This is a genomic window from Rhodanobacter sp. Soil772 (assembly GCF_001428385.1).
In the GTDB taxonomy this organism is placed as follows: domain Bacteria; phylum Pseudomonadota; class Gammaproteobacteria; order Xanthomonadales; family Rhodanobacteraceae; genus Rhodanobacter.
The window spans coordinates 382572-395253 of the sequence record NZ_LMSK01000001.1 but is presented as its reverse complement, the minus strand read 5'-3'; the positions used below and the strand labels follow the sequence as shown (position 1 = coordinate 395253).

Annotated in this window: 14 protein-coding genes; 7 read left to right on the top strand and 7 right to left on the bottom strand. The window is 66.4% G+C overall.

The window, feature by feature from the left end:
- Positions 1–18: 18 nt before the first annotated feature.
- From ASG75_RS01985 to ASG75_RS15840, 5 genes are all read right to left on the bottom strand, one after another.
- Positions 19–801, bottom strand: a complete 783-nt coding sequence (locus ASG75_RS01985; protein ID WP_056385226.1) for a succinate dehydrogenase iron-sulfur subunit — start codon at positions 799–801, stop codon at positions 19–21.
- Between the two features lie 96 nt (positions 802–897).
- On the bottom strand, positions 898–2685 hold the full coding sequence (gene sdhA / locus ASG75_RS01980) for a succinate dehydrogenase flavoprotein subunit (RefSeq protein ID WP_056385224.1): 1788 nt from the start codon (positions 2683–2685) through the stop codon (positions 898–900).
- 24 nt (positions 2686–2709) lie between these two features.
- The gene (sdhD, locus tag ASG75_RS01975; protein WP_056385222.1) at positions 2710–3114 is read right to left on the bottom strand and encodes a succinate dehydrogenase, hydrophobic membrane anchor protein; all 405 of its coding nucleotides are present in this window, start codon (positions 3112–3114) and stop codon (positions 2710–2712) included.
- Positions 3111–3506: a succinate dehydrogenase, cytochrome b556 subunit gene (sdhC, locus tag ASG75_RS01970; RefSeq protein ID WP_056385220.1), complete on the bottom strand. Its 396-nt coding sequence runs from the start codon at positions 3504–3506 to the stop codon at positions 3111–3113. Before sdhC ends, sdhD begins: the two co-directional genes overlap by 4 nt.
- Before the next feature lie 88 nt (positions 3507–3594).
- Positions 3595–3762, bottom strand: a complete 168-nt coding sequence (locus tag ASG75_RS15840) for a DUF1674 domain-containing protein (protein WP_082547511.1) — start codon at positions 3760–3762, stop codon at positions 3595–3597.
- 130 nt (positions 3763–3892) lie between these two features.
- Between ASG75_RS15840 and ASG75_RS01965 the strand changes: the two genes are divergently transcribed.
- Both ASG75_RS01965 and ASG75_RS01960 read left to right on the top strand, forming a co-directional pair.
- The gene (locus tag ASG75_RS01965) at positions 3893–4696 is read left to right on the top strand and encodes a folate-binding protein YgfZ (RefSeq protein ID WP_056385218.1); all 804 of its coding nucleotides are present in this window, start codon (positions 3893–3895) and stop codon (positions 4694–4696) included.
- 476 nt (positions 4697–5172) lie between these two features.
- On the top strand, positions 5173–5607 hold the full coding sequence (locus ASG75_RS01960) for a cell wall hydrolase (protein ID WP_056385216.1): 435 nt from the start codon (positions 5173–5175) through the stop codon (positions 5605–5607).
- Between the two features lie 75 nt (positions 5608–5682).
- On the opposite strand, the gene ASG75_RS01955 is transcribed toward ASG75_RS01960, so the two are convergent.
- A complete protein-coding gene (locus tag ASG75_RS01955) occupies positions 5683–6186 on the bottom strand; it encodes a glycine zipper 2TM domain-containing protein (protein ID WP_056385213.1) in 504 nt (167 codons plus the stop codon).
- Between the two features lie 28 nt (positions 6187–6214).
- On the bottom strand, positions 6215–6802 hold the full coding sequence (locus ASG75_RS01950; protein WP_056385212.1) for a glycine zipper 2TM domain-containing protein: 588 nt from the start codon (positions 6800–6802) through the stop codon (positions 6215–6217).
- 174 nt (positions 6803–6976) lie between these two features.
- Between ASG75_RS01950 and ASG75_RS01945 the strand changes: the two genes are divergently transcribed.
- The 5 genes from ASG75_RS01945 to ASG75_RS01925 all read left to right on the top strand — a co-directional run bounded on the left by ASG75_RS01945 (position 6977) and on the right by ASG75_RS01925 (position 12608).
- The gene (locus ASG75_RS01945; RefSeq protein ID WP_056386946.1) at positions 6977–7744 is read left to right on the top strand and encodes a TatD family hydrolase; all 768 of its coding nucleotides are present in this window, start codon (positions 6977–6979) and stop codon (positions 7742–7744) included.
- A gap of 77 nt (positions 7745–7821) precedes the next feature.
- A complete protein-coding gene (locus tag ASG75_RS01940; RefSeq protein ID WP_056385210.1) occupies positions 7822–8346 on the top strand; it encodes a MarR family transcriptional regulator in 525 nt (174 codons plus the stop codon).
- A gap of 11 nt (positions 8347–8357) precedes the next feature.
- The gene (locus tag ASG75_RS01935; protein ID WP_056386944.1) at positions 8358–9839 is read left to right on the top strand and encodes an efflux transporter outer membrane subunit; all 1482 of its coding nucleotides are present in this window, start codon (positions 8358–8360) and stop codon (positions 9837–9839) included.
- Positions 9826–11034: an efflux RND transporter periplasmic adaptor subunit gene (locus ASG75_RS01930; protein WP_056385208.1), complete on the top strand. Its 1209-nt coding sequence runs from the start codon at positions 9826–9828 to the stop codon at positions 11032–11034. The genes ASG75_RS01935 and ASG75_RS01930 overlap by 14 nt, the downstream gene beginning before the upstream one ends.
- 11 nt (positions 11035–11045) lie before the next feature.
- Positions 11046–12608, top strand: a complete 1563-nt coding sequence (locus ASG75_RS01925; RefSeq protein WP_056385206.1) for a DHA2 family efflux MFS transporter permease subunit — start codon at positions 11046–11048, stop codon at positions 12606–12608.
- Positions 12609–12682 lie beyond the last annotated feature (74 nt).

Sequence of the window (12682 nt, the reverse complement as noted above, 5' to 3'; positions counted from 1 at the left end):
GCGCGGCGACAGCTGCCTTTATGCCGAACGCCGCTCCACCATCAGCTTCTTGATCTCGGCAATCGCCTTGGCCGGATTGAGACCCTTCGGGCAGGTGCGCGTGCAGTTCATGATGGTGTGGCAGCGGTACAGCTTGAACGGATCTTCCAGGTCGTCCAGACGCTCGCCGGTGGCTTCGTCGCGGCTGTCCACGATCCAGCGGTAGGCCTGCAGCAGGATCGCCGGGCCGAGGTACTTGTCGCCGTTCCACCAGTAGCTGGGACAGCTGGTCGAGCAACACGCGCACAGGATGCACTCGTACAGGCCGTCGAGCTTCTTGCGTTCCTCCGGCGACTGCAGGCGTTCTCGATCCGGCGCCGCGCTCTCGGTGCGGATCCACGGCTTGATCGAGGCGAACTGCGCGTAGAAGTGGGTCAGGTCGGGAATCAGGTCCTTCACCACCGGCATGTGCGGCAGCGGGTAGATCTTCACGTCGCCGCTGGCGACGCTGTCGATCGCGCAGATGCAGGCCAGCGTGTTGGTGCCGTCGATGTTCATCGCGCACGAGCCGCAGATGCCTTCGCGGCAGGAACGGCGCAGGGTCAGCGTGGGATCGATCTCGTTCTTGATCTTCAGCAGCGCGTCCAGAACCATCGGACCGCACGCGGCCAGGTCGACCTCGTAGGTGTCGATGCGCGGGTTCTGTCCGTCATCCGGCGACCAACGATAGATGCGGAAGGTGCGCGGCTTCTTCGCATCCTTGGCCGGATAGTGCTTGCCCGGCTGGATCTTTGAATTCTTCGGTAGCGAAAACTCTGCCATGTGCTGAACCCTTCGACTTTCTGCAGGAGGGCTTGCGCCCCGACCGTACAACCAATGATGTTCCTGCCACGCTGCGGCCACCGCCGCAGCCGTGGGTCAGTAGACGCGCTTCGCCGGCGGCACGGCTTTGACCTCATCGGTCATCGGATTCATGTGCACCGGGCGGAAATCGAAGCGCGACTTGCCTGCCGCGTCGATCCACACCAAGGTGTGCTTCATCCAGTTCGCGTCATCGCGCTCGGGGAAGTCCTCGCGCGCATGCGCACCGCGGCTCTCCGGGCGCTGCTCGGCCGCATGCATGGTGGCCACCGCCTGCGCCAGCAGATTGGACAGCTCCAGCGTTTCGACCAGGTCGGAGTTCCACACCAGCGAGCGGTCGCTGACCTTGACGTCCTTGAACATGTCAAACACTTCGGAAATCTTCTGCCGGCCTTCGGCCAGCGTCTCGCCGGTGCGGAACACCGCCGCGTCCTTCTGCATCGTGCGCTGCATCTCGGCACGGATCTTCGCCGTCGGCGTGCTGCCGTTGGCGTTGCGCAGCGCGTCGAAACGCGCCAGCGACTTGTCCAGCACGTTCGTCGGCAGATCCTTGTGCGCCGCGCCCGGTTCGATCAGCTCGGCGCAGCGATGCGCCACGGCACGGCCAAACACCACCAGGTCGAGCAGCGAGTTCGAGCCCAAACGGTTGCCGCCGTGCACCGACACGCAGGCCGCTTCGCCGATCGCGAACAGGCCCGGCACGAGCGCGTCGACGTCGTCGCCGCGCTTCTGCACCACTTCGCCGTGATAGTTGGTCGGGATGCCGCCCATGTTGTAGTGCACGGTGGGAATGACCGGGATCGGCTCCTTGGTCACGTCGACGCCGGCGAAGATGCGCGCCGACTCGGCGATGCCCGGCAGCCGCTCGTGGATGACCTCGGGGCCGAGGTGCATCAGGTTGAGATAGATGTGGTCCTTGTGCTCGCCGACGCCGCGGCCTTCGCGGATCTCGATCGTCATCGCGCGGCTGACCACGTCGCGCGAAGCCAGGTCTTTCGCGCTGGGCGCGTAGCGCTCCATGAAGCGCTCGCCGGCGGAGTTGGTGAGGTAGCCGCCTTCGCCGCGCACCCCTTCGGTGATCAGGCAGCCGGCGCCGTAGATGCCGGTGGGATGGAACTGCACGAACTCCATGTCCTGCAGCGCCAGGCCTGCGCGCAGCACCATGCCGCCGCCGTCGCCGGTACAGGTGTGCGCCGAGGTGGCGCTGAAGTAGGCGCGGCCGTAACCGCCGGTCGCCAGTACCACGGCCTGGCCGCGGAAGAAGTGCAACGTACCCTCGTTCATGTCCAGCGCCAGCACGCCGCGGCAAACGCCGGCTTCGTCGAAGATCAGGTCGATCGCGAAGTATTCGATGAAGAACGTGGCGTCATGCGCCAGCGCCTGCTGGTACAGCGTGTGCAAAATCGCGTGGCCGGTGCGGTCGGCCGCGGCGCAAGTGCGCTGCGCGGTGCCCTTGCCGTAATGCGTGGTCATGCCGCCGAACGGACGCTGGTAGATCTTGCCCTCGTCGGTGCGCGAGAACGGCACGCCGTAGTGTTCCAGCTCGATCACCGCTTCCGGCGCGTGCTTGCACATGTACTCGATCGCGTCCTGGTCGCCGAGCCAGTCGCCGCCCTTGACGGTGTCGTAGAAGTGGAAGCGCCAGTCGTCTTCGCCCATGTTGCCGAGCGCGGCGGAAATGCCGCCCTGCGCCGCCACCGTATGCGAGCGAGTGGGAAAGACCTTGGTGATGCACGCGGCCTTGAGGCCCTTCTCGGCCAGGCCGAACGTGGCACGCAGGCCGGCGCCGCCGGCGCCCACCACGATCACGTCATACAGATGTTGCTGAACCTTGTAGCTTTCCATGAAATCCCGGCCTCGCGTCTTGTCTTATGGGGTCAGCGCAATGCGCAGCACGGCAAGCACGCCAGCCAGCGCGCCCAGCACCGCGAGGAACTTGATCGCCACCATCAGCGCGACTTCCTTCCAGCGGGTATGCACGTAGTCCTCGATCACCACCTGCAGGCCAAGCACGGCATGCCAGAACATGGTGAGCACGAACACGATCAGCAGCAGCGCGTTCCACGGCTTCGCCACGGCGGCGCGCGCGGTGGCGTAGTCGGCGTGCAGCAGGCACAGCACGGTGACCACGAACCAGACGCCCAGCAGCACCAGTGCCGCCGCGGTCACCCGCTGGGTCCACCAGTGACCCACGCCGGACTGCGACGAGCCCAGGCCGCGGGCGATCTTCAGCGGGTTGCGGCGGTCTTTCACGACAGCATCCTTGGCGCTCATGCCGCACCTCCGGCCATCCATACATAAGCCCACACCAGCACCGTAAGCACGATGCTGCCGGCGACCGACAGCCAGCTGGAACGGATGAACTGGGGAATTTCGTAACCGAGGCCGGCATCCTGCACCAGGTGCCGGATGCCGTTGCACAGGTGATAGAACAGCGACCAGCTCCAGCCGAGCAGCAGGATCAGCCCGACCGGACTGCCGATGACGCCCTTGAAGTGATTGAAGCTCTCCTCACCGGCCGCCAGATGCAGCAGGCCGCAGACCACCAGCAAGGTGCCGACAGCCAGCGCGATGCCGGTGGCACGGTGCGTGATGGAGGTCATCATCTGCACCTGCTTCTTGTAGATCTGCAGATGCGGGGAGAGCGGTCGTTGCGTATCTGCCATGGCGGCTATCCTGTGTGGAATCGCTGATGTCCATGCCGCACCTTCCCCTGCCCTGATACGAAACGGCGGCAAGCGCCGTTACGGTCGTTCAGAAGTCGATACAGCGCCCGTTCTTTTCCCAATCACCATAACGCGTGGGATCGGGGGCCGGCCGCTCCCCTGGCTCCTTGTCCGCCGCCGGGCCGACAGGCACGGCGGTTGTTCCCGTCGAAACGGAAGCAGGTGTGGACTCGGCGGGAGATAAGGTATCGGACATGGTTTTTGTAAGCCGACAAAGGTTAATACTTGCGGCAGTGCAGTACAACCATACGCCATGCTCCAGCGAAGCCGCGACTGCCGCATCGCACTTGTGCCCGACGCCCCCTGCCCCCAACTCTGGCTGACTCATGCCGACATACCATCCTGCCGAAACCCTGTTGATCGAAGGCCCCGACGCGACGACTTTCGCGCATGCGCAGTTCAGCAGCGCAGTCACCTCGCTCGCCACCGGCCAGTGGCAATTCAGTGCCTGGCTCGATCCGCAAGGGCGCGTGCGCGCATTGTTCCAGCTGGCCCGACTCGCCGACGATCGCTACCTGCTGCTGCTGCGCGGTGGCGTCGCCGCCGCGATGGCCGATGCGCTGCGGCGTTTCGTGTTCCGCTCGAAAGTCAGCGTGACGACACTGCCGCCGCGCATTCTCGCGACCGGCCCGGCACTGCCGCTGCACACGGTCGCCGACGATGGCGAAAGCGTATCGCTCGGCTGCGACACGCACAGTCTTCGCATCATCGCCTCCGGCACGGGCGACGACGCATGGCGTTTGCCGCAGCTGCGTGCGGGCTGGCCGTGGCTGCCGACGCAACTGCTGAATGAACTGTTGCCACCGGCACTGTCGCTGCAACGCCTGCACGCGGCCGCCATCGACAAGGGCTGCTACCCCGGCCAGGAAATCGTCGCGCGACTGCATTTTCGCGGTGGGCACAAGCGGCATCTGCATCGCGTCACTTTGTCGCAAGCAGCAAGTGCCGGCGACACGTTACGCCGCGATGGCCGCGACGTCGGTTGCGTACTCGATGTCATCGCCACGCACGACGGCATCGAGGCACTCGTCGTGTTGAACGACGACGTTGCGACGCAAGACGGCGCCGCACCTGCGCATCCACTCGATGACAACCGCGTGATGAAACTCATCGCGTCATGGCCGGCATGAGTGGTGCTTGTTGCAGTGAAAATATTTCGTGATGGTATTTGTCAACGAATCGTGAGCGTCAGTTAAACTTCGGCACCTCGGCACTTGCCAGCGGCAGATTCCGCCACTAGGCTCCGCCGATCGAATATCGCGGCATCCGAAACACGGGGTGCCGATGTACGCGACGAACCGGATGAATCCGAATCGGCGCGACCCGGCGGCAACAACGCCGGATGGAACACCGCCTCGCAGCCAACGAGTGCGCAGTAGTCGAAGGCAACACGGCCGACGCGGCCGCACAACGCCCGACAACAACCCAATCCCCCGATCGGCCTGAACCGCCGTTCGACTCGCCACAATCCCGTGGCAAAGCGTCTTGGCCACAAGTTTCGGCCACGGCGATTGATCCAGGTGGAACGGCCTGCCCGCCCGTCCACCGCAACGGCGCACGAAGCTGCAATACCGCTTTGCGCGTACAGCACGTTGGAGGCAGAACCATGAAACTTTCCATGCTGTTGTGGCTGACGACACTGATGCCCCAGCCCGTTGCCGACCAGGCCTGCCTGGCCACTACCGTCTACCTCGAGGCGCGCAGCGAATCGACCAATGGCCAGCTTGCCGTGGCGGAGGTGGCGTTGCGCCGCCGCGACCGCGGGCGCTGGGGCGACACCGTGTGCAAGGTGGTGACCTCGCCTCACCAGTTCGCCACGACGACCACGTCCGGCTCGTTCGAGATCACCAACCTGGAAGCCTTCAACAAGGCGTGGCAGGTGGCCGGCATGTCGATCCAGAACTGGCAACTGCCGGTGGCGCAGCGCCGCATGCTGGTGCCGCGCGCCGACCATTTCGCCACGACCGCGATCTCGCCGGCATGGTCGCGCAACCGCCCCAGCGTGACGATCGGCGAACATGCGTTCTACGCGGTGAACTGATCCACGCATCAACGATGAAACAAAAAAGGCCCTCTTTCGAGGGCCTTTCCTTTCTGGACGTCCAGACGTCTTTAATCAGCGCGCGTAGACATGGTCGCCACGCACTTCGACGTAGTCGCCGTTGCGCACGCCGGGGTTCTCGCGTTGGGTCACCGTGGCGTACTGGCCATTGTCCAGCCGCACCACGACGCGCCATGCAGCTTCGCTGCCGCTGTTGCGCTTGCCGACCTGGTTGCCGACGACGCCGCCGGCCACCGCACCGGCCACGGTGGCAGCCTTGCGGCCATCACCCTTGCCGACCTGGTTGCCGAGCACGCCGCCGGCCACCGCGCCGATGATCGCACCCAGCGTGCCGCCATTGCCGCCGCCGTCGGTGTAGACCTGCTGCACCTCCTGCACCACGCCGCAGGCCTGGCAACGCACGTTGCGGTCGCCGTACCCGTAGCCACTGTTCTGCTGTCCCTGGTAGCCGCGGTTGTAATTGCCGTTGTTGCCGTACGGTGCGGTGGCGCAGCCGGCGAGAGCCAAGCCGGCAGTCATCGCGGCGGCCAGGGCGAACTTGCTGGTCAGTGCATTCATGAGGTCACTTCCTTTTTCGGGGGTCGTTTCAGTGAGCGTCGGACACCGCCGTCACGCCTTCCTGTACCTGTACCCGGTCGCCCGGATCGTGGTCCATGCGCACCGTGCGGGTGACGCCGTTGTATTCATAGCGCACGTCGTAGCCGACGATCTTGGTGCTGGTGTTGTTGACGGTTTCGCACTTGCGCTCCACCGACGAGGTCACCTGGGCATGCTGGCGGCTGGCCTGGATGCGGTTGCCGGCATAACCACCGCCGACCGCACCGGCCACCGTGGCCAGCGTCTTGCCCTTGCCGCCACCGACCTGGTTGCCGACGAGGCCACCGACCACCGCACCGATCGCGGTACCGGCGATGCGGTGCTCGTCCTTGGGCGGCGCGGTCTGCGTGACCGTCTCGTCGTGGCAGACCTGCTTCGGGTTGTTCACCGTCGAGCGCACCGGGTCGACGCTGACCACCTTGGCGTACTTGACTCCGGCGTCCGCACTCGCGCTGGCGCCCGCATCGGCGGAAGCGCTGGAAATACCCGCGTCCGCATTGCGGTTGCAGGCCGAGAGGCCGGTCGCGAGTGCCGCCGCGATCGCGATATTGAGTACATTGACTGTCAACCTGTTCATCACAACCCTCTCCTCTGTTTGGTTTGGCGGCGTTGCCGGGCGCCCGATGCGCCTGCGCAATAACCTGCGTAGCCATTGAACCGTTGTCCAACTGAATCGCAGCTAGCTCACGCTCGTTACATTATCTTCACGTAGAAGTCGCGGAACTCTCTGCCAGTGCACGAAAAACGAATCATGCCTCAGCTCGTCGACAGCCACGTCCATCTCGATGACGACGCCTTCGCCGACGATCGCGATGCGGTCATCGAGCGCGCCCGTCAGGCTGGAGTCGGCACGATGGTCGTTCCTGCCGTCGATGCCGGAAGTTGGCCGAAAATTCGCGACCTCTGCGCCCGTCATGCCGGCCTGCATCCCGCCTACGGCTTGCACCCGATGTTCCTGCCTCACCATGCGCCGGAACATGTCGACGCGCTGTCTTTCTGGCTGAACGAAAACCCTCCGGTGGCGGTCGGCGAGATCGGCCTGGACTTCCACGTGGACGGCCTCGATCGTGAACTGCAACGGCACTATTTCCTGCGCCAGCTGCAACTGGCGCGTGAGCACGACCTGCCGGTGATCGTGCATGCCCGCGGCGCGCTGGAGGAAGTCACGCTGACCCTGCGCCGCAGCGGCAATCCACGCGGCGTGGTGCACAGCTTTTCCGGCAGCGAGCAGCAGGCGCAGCAACTGTGGGATCTGGGTTTTCATCTGGGCATCGGCGGCCCGGTGACCTACGAGCGCGCACAGCGCCTGCGCCGGATCGTGGCGCACATGCCGATCGAGTTTCTGCTGCTGGAAAGCGACGCCCCGGACCAGCCCGGCGCCGCCCACCGCGGCGAACGCAACGAGCCGGCCCATGTCGCCGAAGTGCTGCGCTGTATCGCGGCACTGCGCGACGAGTCAGAGGCCGACCTGGCCGCCGCCACCAGCGCCAACGCCCGCCGCCTGTTCCGGCTCGACTGACCATGCCATCCGTCACTTGCACCTGACGATCCAGGTTTGCTATTTTTTAATTCACCAGTGAAATATGAACCAGTGAAATGGCACGCCTGACAAACTGCATCACGATGATGGACGAGGGTGTCGGCCGGGTCAGCCAGATCATCCCGCAAATGCCCGCGCTGGAAGCACGGCTGTGCCGGCTGATGCTGATGCTGGGCGACGACATCGAGGAAGAGCTCGAGTTCAAGCTGAAGCCGCACAAGCTCAACCACAGCGAATTCCTGACCCTGATGATCCTGTACAGCCGTCCGGACGGCAGCTCCACGCCGGGCGAGCTGTGCGAGTACGCCACCCAGGGCGCCACCAACATGACGCGCATCGCCAATGCGCTGGTCAAGCGTGGGCTGATCACCCGCGGCGCCAGCGAGGAGGATCGCCGCCGCGTGCTGATCCGCATCACCCCGGCCGGGCGGCGCTTCGTGCAGAAGATGCTGCCGCCGATGTTTCCCCGCGTCGCCACCATGTTCGCCGGCTTCAGCGACACCGACAAACGCCATCTCGACCGCCTGCTGCGCAAGCTGGCCGGCAACCTCGATCAGCTGGGCGAAAACCGCCGCTCATGAAGGAACTCCCGATGAAGCATGCCCCGCTCCGCGGTCGCACGGCGCTGGCCGCCGCGATCCTGCTGACGCTGGCCGGCTGCGCCGCCGCACCGGCCCGACTCGGCGCCCCCGCGCTGCGCGACGACGTGCCGCTGGCCGGCCTGCAGGCACCCGTCCGCGCCGGCTGGCCGGCCGCCCAGTGGTGGCGCCAGTACGACGACCCGCAACTGGATGGGCTGATGGATCGCGCCATGCAGCAGTCGCCGGACCTGGCGCTGGCGCAAAGCCGCGTGCAGAACGCCGAACAGTCGGCGAAGCTGGCCGCCGCGCAACTCGGGCTGTCGGTCAATGGCAGCGCGCAAGTGTCGCGCCAGCGGATGAGCGACCATGGACTCATCCCCAGCCAGTTCCTCGGCTTCAGCTGGTACAACCAGGCCGACCTTGGCGTGCAGCTGCAGTACGACTTCGACTGGTGGGGCAAGAAGCGCGCGACGATGGAAGCCGCGCTGGACCAGGCCCGCGCCGCCGAGGCACAGCGCAGCGCCGCCGCGCTGGCGATCCAGTACGCCGTCGCCGACACCTACTTCGGCTGGCAGGCCGACCAAGCGCGGTTGCAGCTGGCCGACCAGTTGCTGGCCACGCAACAGCAGTTCACCCATATCGCCGAGCTGCGCGTGCGGCAAGGTGTGGACCTGCCCGACGAGGCGCAGAAAGCCCAGGCCCAGCTCGCCGCGGTGCGCGAGATGCACGTGGCGCTCGACGGCTCGGCGAAGATCCGCCGCGCCGCGCTGGCCTCGCTGCTCGGCGTCGCGCCGGCCGAGCTGCCCGAGCTTCAGGTGCGGCCGCTGCCGGCGATCGAGCGCGGCGTACCGGCGAACGGCGGGCTGGACCTGATCGCGCGCCGCCCCGACATCGCCGCCAGCCGCTGGCAGGTCGAGGCGGCGCTGAAGCAGACCGACGCCGCACGCGCCGAGTTCTTCCCCGACATCAGCCTCACCGCCCTCGCCGGCCTGTCCAGCATCGACATGGGCAAGCTGCTCACCGCCGGCAGCCGCACGTTCGCGCTGACCCCGGCGCTGCACCTGCCGATCTTCAACGGCGGCGCGCTCGAGGCGAACTACGGCGTGAGCAAGGCCCAGCTCGACGCGGCCGTGGCGCAGTACAACAGTACCGTGCTGACCGCGGCGCGCGAAGTGGCGACGCAAGCCTTGAGTGCCGAGCAGGTCGCCGCCCGCCAGCGCGAGCAGCAGGCCCAGCTCGACGCCGACCAGCGGCTGCTGGCGAATGCGCAGGCGCGGGCCCGCCAAGGCGTGCGCGATCTGCGCGAAAGCCTGGCCGCGCAAGCCGCCTTGCTGCAGCAGCGCGACGCCGCGACCCAGCTGCAGGCACAGGCCCTGAGTACCGACCTGACCCTGATCAAGGCGCTCGGCGGCGGCTACCGCGCCGCCGACGAAGCCACCACTTCATCTTCCTCTTCTGTTACCGCCGGAGCCGCCGACCATGAGCGCCACTGAATCCGCCAAGTCCTCCGTCGACAGCAACGACAGCGGCCTGGCCGCGAAGAACCCGGCCAAGCGTCGGCGTGCGCTGCTGATCGTGGCCGGCATCTTCGTCCTGGCCGGATTGTTGTGGTTCCTGCTGTGGTTCTTCGTGCTGTCGACCCGCGTGAAGACCGACAACGCTTACGTCGGCGGCAACCAGGTGGCGATCTCGGCGCAGGTGCCGGGCACCGTGGTGGCGATCCTCGCCGACGACACGCAGCACGTCGAAGCCGGCCAGGTGCTGGTGAAACTGGACAGCACCGACGCCGACACGCGCCTGGCACAGGCGCGCAGCGCGCTGGCCCAGGCCGTGCGCGGCGTGCGCCAGCAGACCAGCTCGGCGACCAGCGCCGACGCCCAGGTCGTCGCGGCCCGGCTCGACCTGAAAAAAGCCGAGGCCGACCTGCAGCGCCGCCTGCCGCTAATCGCCGCCCAGGCCGAATCGCCGGAGATCGTGCAGCATCTGCGCGACGGCGTGGAGCAGGCGCGCGCTGCGGTGAACGCCGCCGAGGCGCAGGCCGCCGCCGCGCACGCCGCGATCGAAGGCACCGACGTGGCGCAGAACCCGGTGGTGATGCAGGCCCGCGCGAATTTTCGCGCCGCCTGGGTCGCCGCCCAGCGCAACGCGATCTACGCGCCGGTATCCGGCTACGTGGCCGAGCGCAGCGTGCAACTGGGCAACAGCGTGCAGCCGGGCCAGCGGCTGATGACCGTGGTGCCGCTGCACGACCTGTGGATCGACGCGAATTTCAAGGAAAGCCAGCTGCGCCACATCCGCATCGGCCAGCCGGCAAGCGTGGTGTCCGACCTGTACGGCGGCGACGTGGAGTACCACGGCAAGGTGATCGGCCTGGGCGCCGGCACCGGCAGCGTGTTCTCGCTGCTGCCGGCGCAGAACGCCACTGGCAACTGGATCAAGGTGGTGCAGCGCGTGCCCGTGCGCATCGCGCTGGACAACAGGGAACTGGACAAGCACCCGCTGCGCATCGGCCTGTCCACCGACGTCACCGTCGACATCCGCCATGACCAGGGCAGCGTGCTGCCCGACACGTCGACGCCGCAGCCGGTGGCGCAGACCGACGTCTACGACCAGATGGCCAGCAAGGCCGACGCGGAAGCCGAGCGGATCATCCGCGCCAACCTGCCCCACGTCACCGCCGCGAACTGAGCCGGACCACCATGGCCGCCACGCCGAACGACGCCGCACCCGACGCCACGCTGAAGCCGCTGCACGGCGCCCCGCTGGCGTTGCTCACCATCGCCGTCGCGTTCAGCACCTTCATGGAGGTGCTGGACATGACGATCGTCAACGTCGCGGTGCCACACATCGCCGGCAGCCTCGGCGTGAGCCCCAGCGAAGGCACCTGGACGATCAGTTCGTACGCGCTGGCCAGCGCGATCATGCAGCCACTGACCGGCTGGCTGGCGCGCCGTTTCGGCGAGGTGAAGACCTTCGTCGGTTCGGTGCTGATGTTCGTGATCTTTTCGATGCTGTGCGGCCTGGCCACCAGCATGCCGATGCTGGTGATCGGTCGCCTGCTGCAGGGCGCCGGCTCCGGCCCGATGGTGGCGTTGTCGCTGACCTTGCTGCTGTCGAACTATCCGAAGGAGAAACAGGGCATCGCGCTGGCGCTGTGGGCGATGACCGTGGTGGTGGCGCCGATCTTCGGGCCGATCCTGGGCGGCTGGCTGACCGACAATTTCTCGTGGCCGTGGATCTTCTACATCAACCTGCCGGTCGGGCTGGCAGCGGCGGTGGTCACCTGGGGCCTGCTGCGCAAGCGCGAGACGAAGACCTTCAAGGCGCCGATCGACATGGTCGGCCTGGCCCTGCTGGTGATCGGCGTGGGCGCGCTGCAGTTCATGCTGGACAACGGCAACGACCACGACTGGTTCTCCTCGCCGATGATCCTCACCCTCGGCCTCATCGCGCTGGTCTGCCTCACCTTCCTGATCGTGTGGGAACTGCACGCGAAGCATCCGGTGGTCGACCTGTCGCTGTTCAAGCAGCGCAACTTCACCGTCGGCGTGGTCAGCCTGTCGCTGGGCATGTTCGCGTTCTTCGGCATCAACGTGGTGTTCCCGCTGTGGCTGCAGATCACCCTGGGCTACACCGCCACCTGGGCCGGCCTGGCCACCGCGCCGGTCGGCGTGCTGGCGTTCCTGATCGCGCCGATCCTGGGCAAGAACATGCACAAGCTGGACTTGCGCGCGGTGGTGACGTTCGCGTTCCTGGTCTTCGCCGGCACCGCGTACTGGTTTTCCACCTTCGACAGCTCCGCCTCGTTCTCCACCCTGGTGGTGCCGCGCTTCGTGATGGGTCTGGCGATCCCGTGTTTCTTCATTCCATTGAACCAGGTCTACTTGTCCGGCCTGCCGGTGGATCAGATCGCCAGCGCCTCGGGCCTGTCCAACTTCTGCCGCACGATCGGCTCGAGCGTATCCACCGCGATCATGGTGACCATGTGGCAGCACCGCGGCGAATCCCACCACGCCACGCTGACCGAATACGTCAGCCCCGGCCATCCGGCGACTACCGAGTTCATCGGCCAGTTGTCGCATGGCGGGCTGTCGCACACGCAAAGCCTGGGCCTGATCGACCAGTTGCTGACGCGCGAGGCGCTGACCCTGGCGGTGAACGACGTGTTCTGGGCTTGCGCGATTCTGTTCGTGCTGCTGATTCCGGTGCTGTGGTTCGCCAAGCCGCCGTTCGGCAGCGCGGGCGGCGCGGTCGGTCACTAAGAGCCTGCTCATGATCTTCAAGTACCCCGCGCCGGGAGCTGTTTGCGCGCAGGACAAGGAAGAACGAAGGAGTG

Excerpts from the sequence above, each read along its gene's own strand:
- ASG75_RS01950 (WP_056385212.1), bottom strand. The coding sequence starts at position 6,802 with ATGAACAGGTTGACAGTCAATGTACTCAATATCGCGATCGCGGCGGCA.
- ASG75_RS01925 (WP_056385206.1), top strand. The coding sequence starts at position 11,046 with ATGGCCGCCACGCCGAACGACGCCGCACCCGACGCCACGCTGAAGCCG.
- ASG75_RS01930 (WP_056385208.1), top strand. The coding sequence starts at position 9,826 with ATGAGCGCCACTGAATCCGCCAAGTCCTCCGTCGACAGCAACGACAGC.
- sdhA (WP_056385224.1), bottom strand. The coding sequence starts at position 2,685 with ATGGAAAGCTACAAGGTTCAGCAACATCTGTATGACGTGATCGTGGTG.
- ASG75_RS01955 (WP_056385213.1), bottom strand. The coding sequence starts at position 6,186 with ATGAATGCACTGACCAGCAAGTTCGCCCTGGCCGCCGCGATGACTGCC.
- ASG75_RS01940 (WP_056385210.1), top strand. The coding sequence starts at position 7,822 with ATGGCACGCCTGACAAACTGCATCACGATGATGGACGAGGGTGTCGGC.
- ASG75_RS01960 (WP_056385216.1), top strand. The coding sequence starts at position 5,173 with ATGAAACTTTCCATGCTGTTGTGGCTGACGACACTGATGCCCCAGCCC.
- ASG75_RS01935 (WP_056386944.1), top strand. The coding sequence starts at position 8,358 with ATGAAGCATGCCCCGCTCCGCGGTCGCACGGCGCTGGCCGCCGCGATC.
- ASG75_RS01965 (WP_056385218.1), top strand. The coding sequence starts at position 3,893 with ATGCCGACATACCATCCTGCCGAAACCCTGTTGATCGAAGGCCCCGAC.
- ASG75_RS15840 (WP_082547511.1), bottom strand. The coding sequence starts at position 3,762 with ATGTCCGATACCTTATCTCCCGCCGAGTCCACACCTGCTTCCGTTTCG.
- ASG75_RS01945 (WP_056386946.1), top strand. The coding sequence starts at position 6,977 with ATGCCTCAGCTCGTCGACAGCCACGTCCATCTCGATGACGACGCCTTC.
- sdhC (WP_056385220.1), bottom strand. The coding sequence starts at position 3,506 with ATGGCAGATACGCAACGACCGCTCTCCCCGCATCTGCAGATCTACAAG.
- ASG75_RS01985 (WP_056385226.1), bottom strand. The coding sequence starts at position 801 with ATGGCAGAGTTTTCGCTACCGAAGAATTCAAAGATCCAGCCGGGCAAG.
- sdhD (WP_056385222.1), bottom strand. The coding sequence starts at position 3,114 with ATGAGCGCCAAGGATGCTGTCGTGAAAGACCGCCGCAACCCGCTGAAG.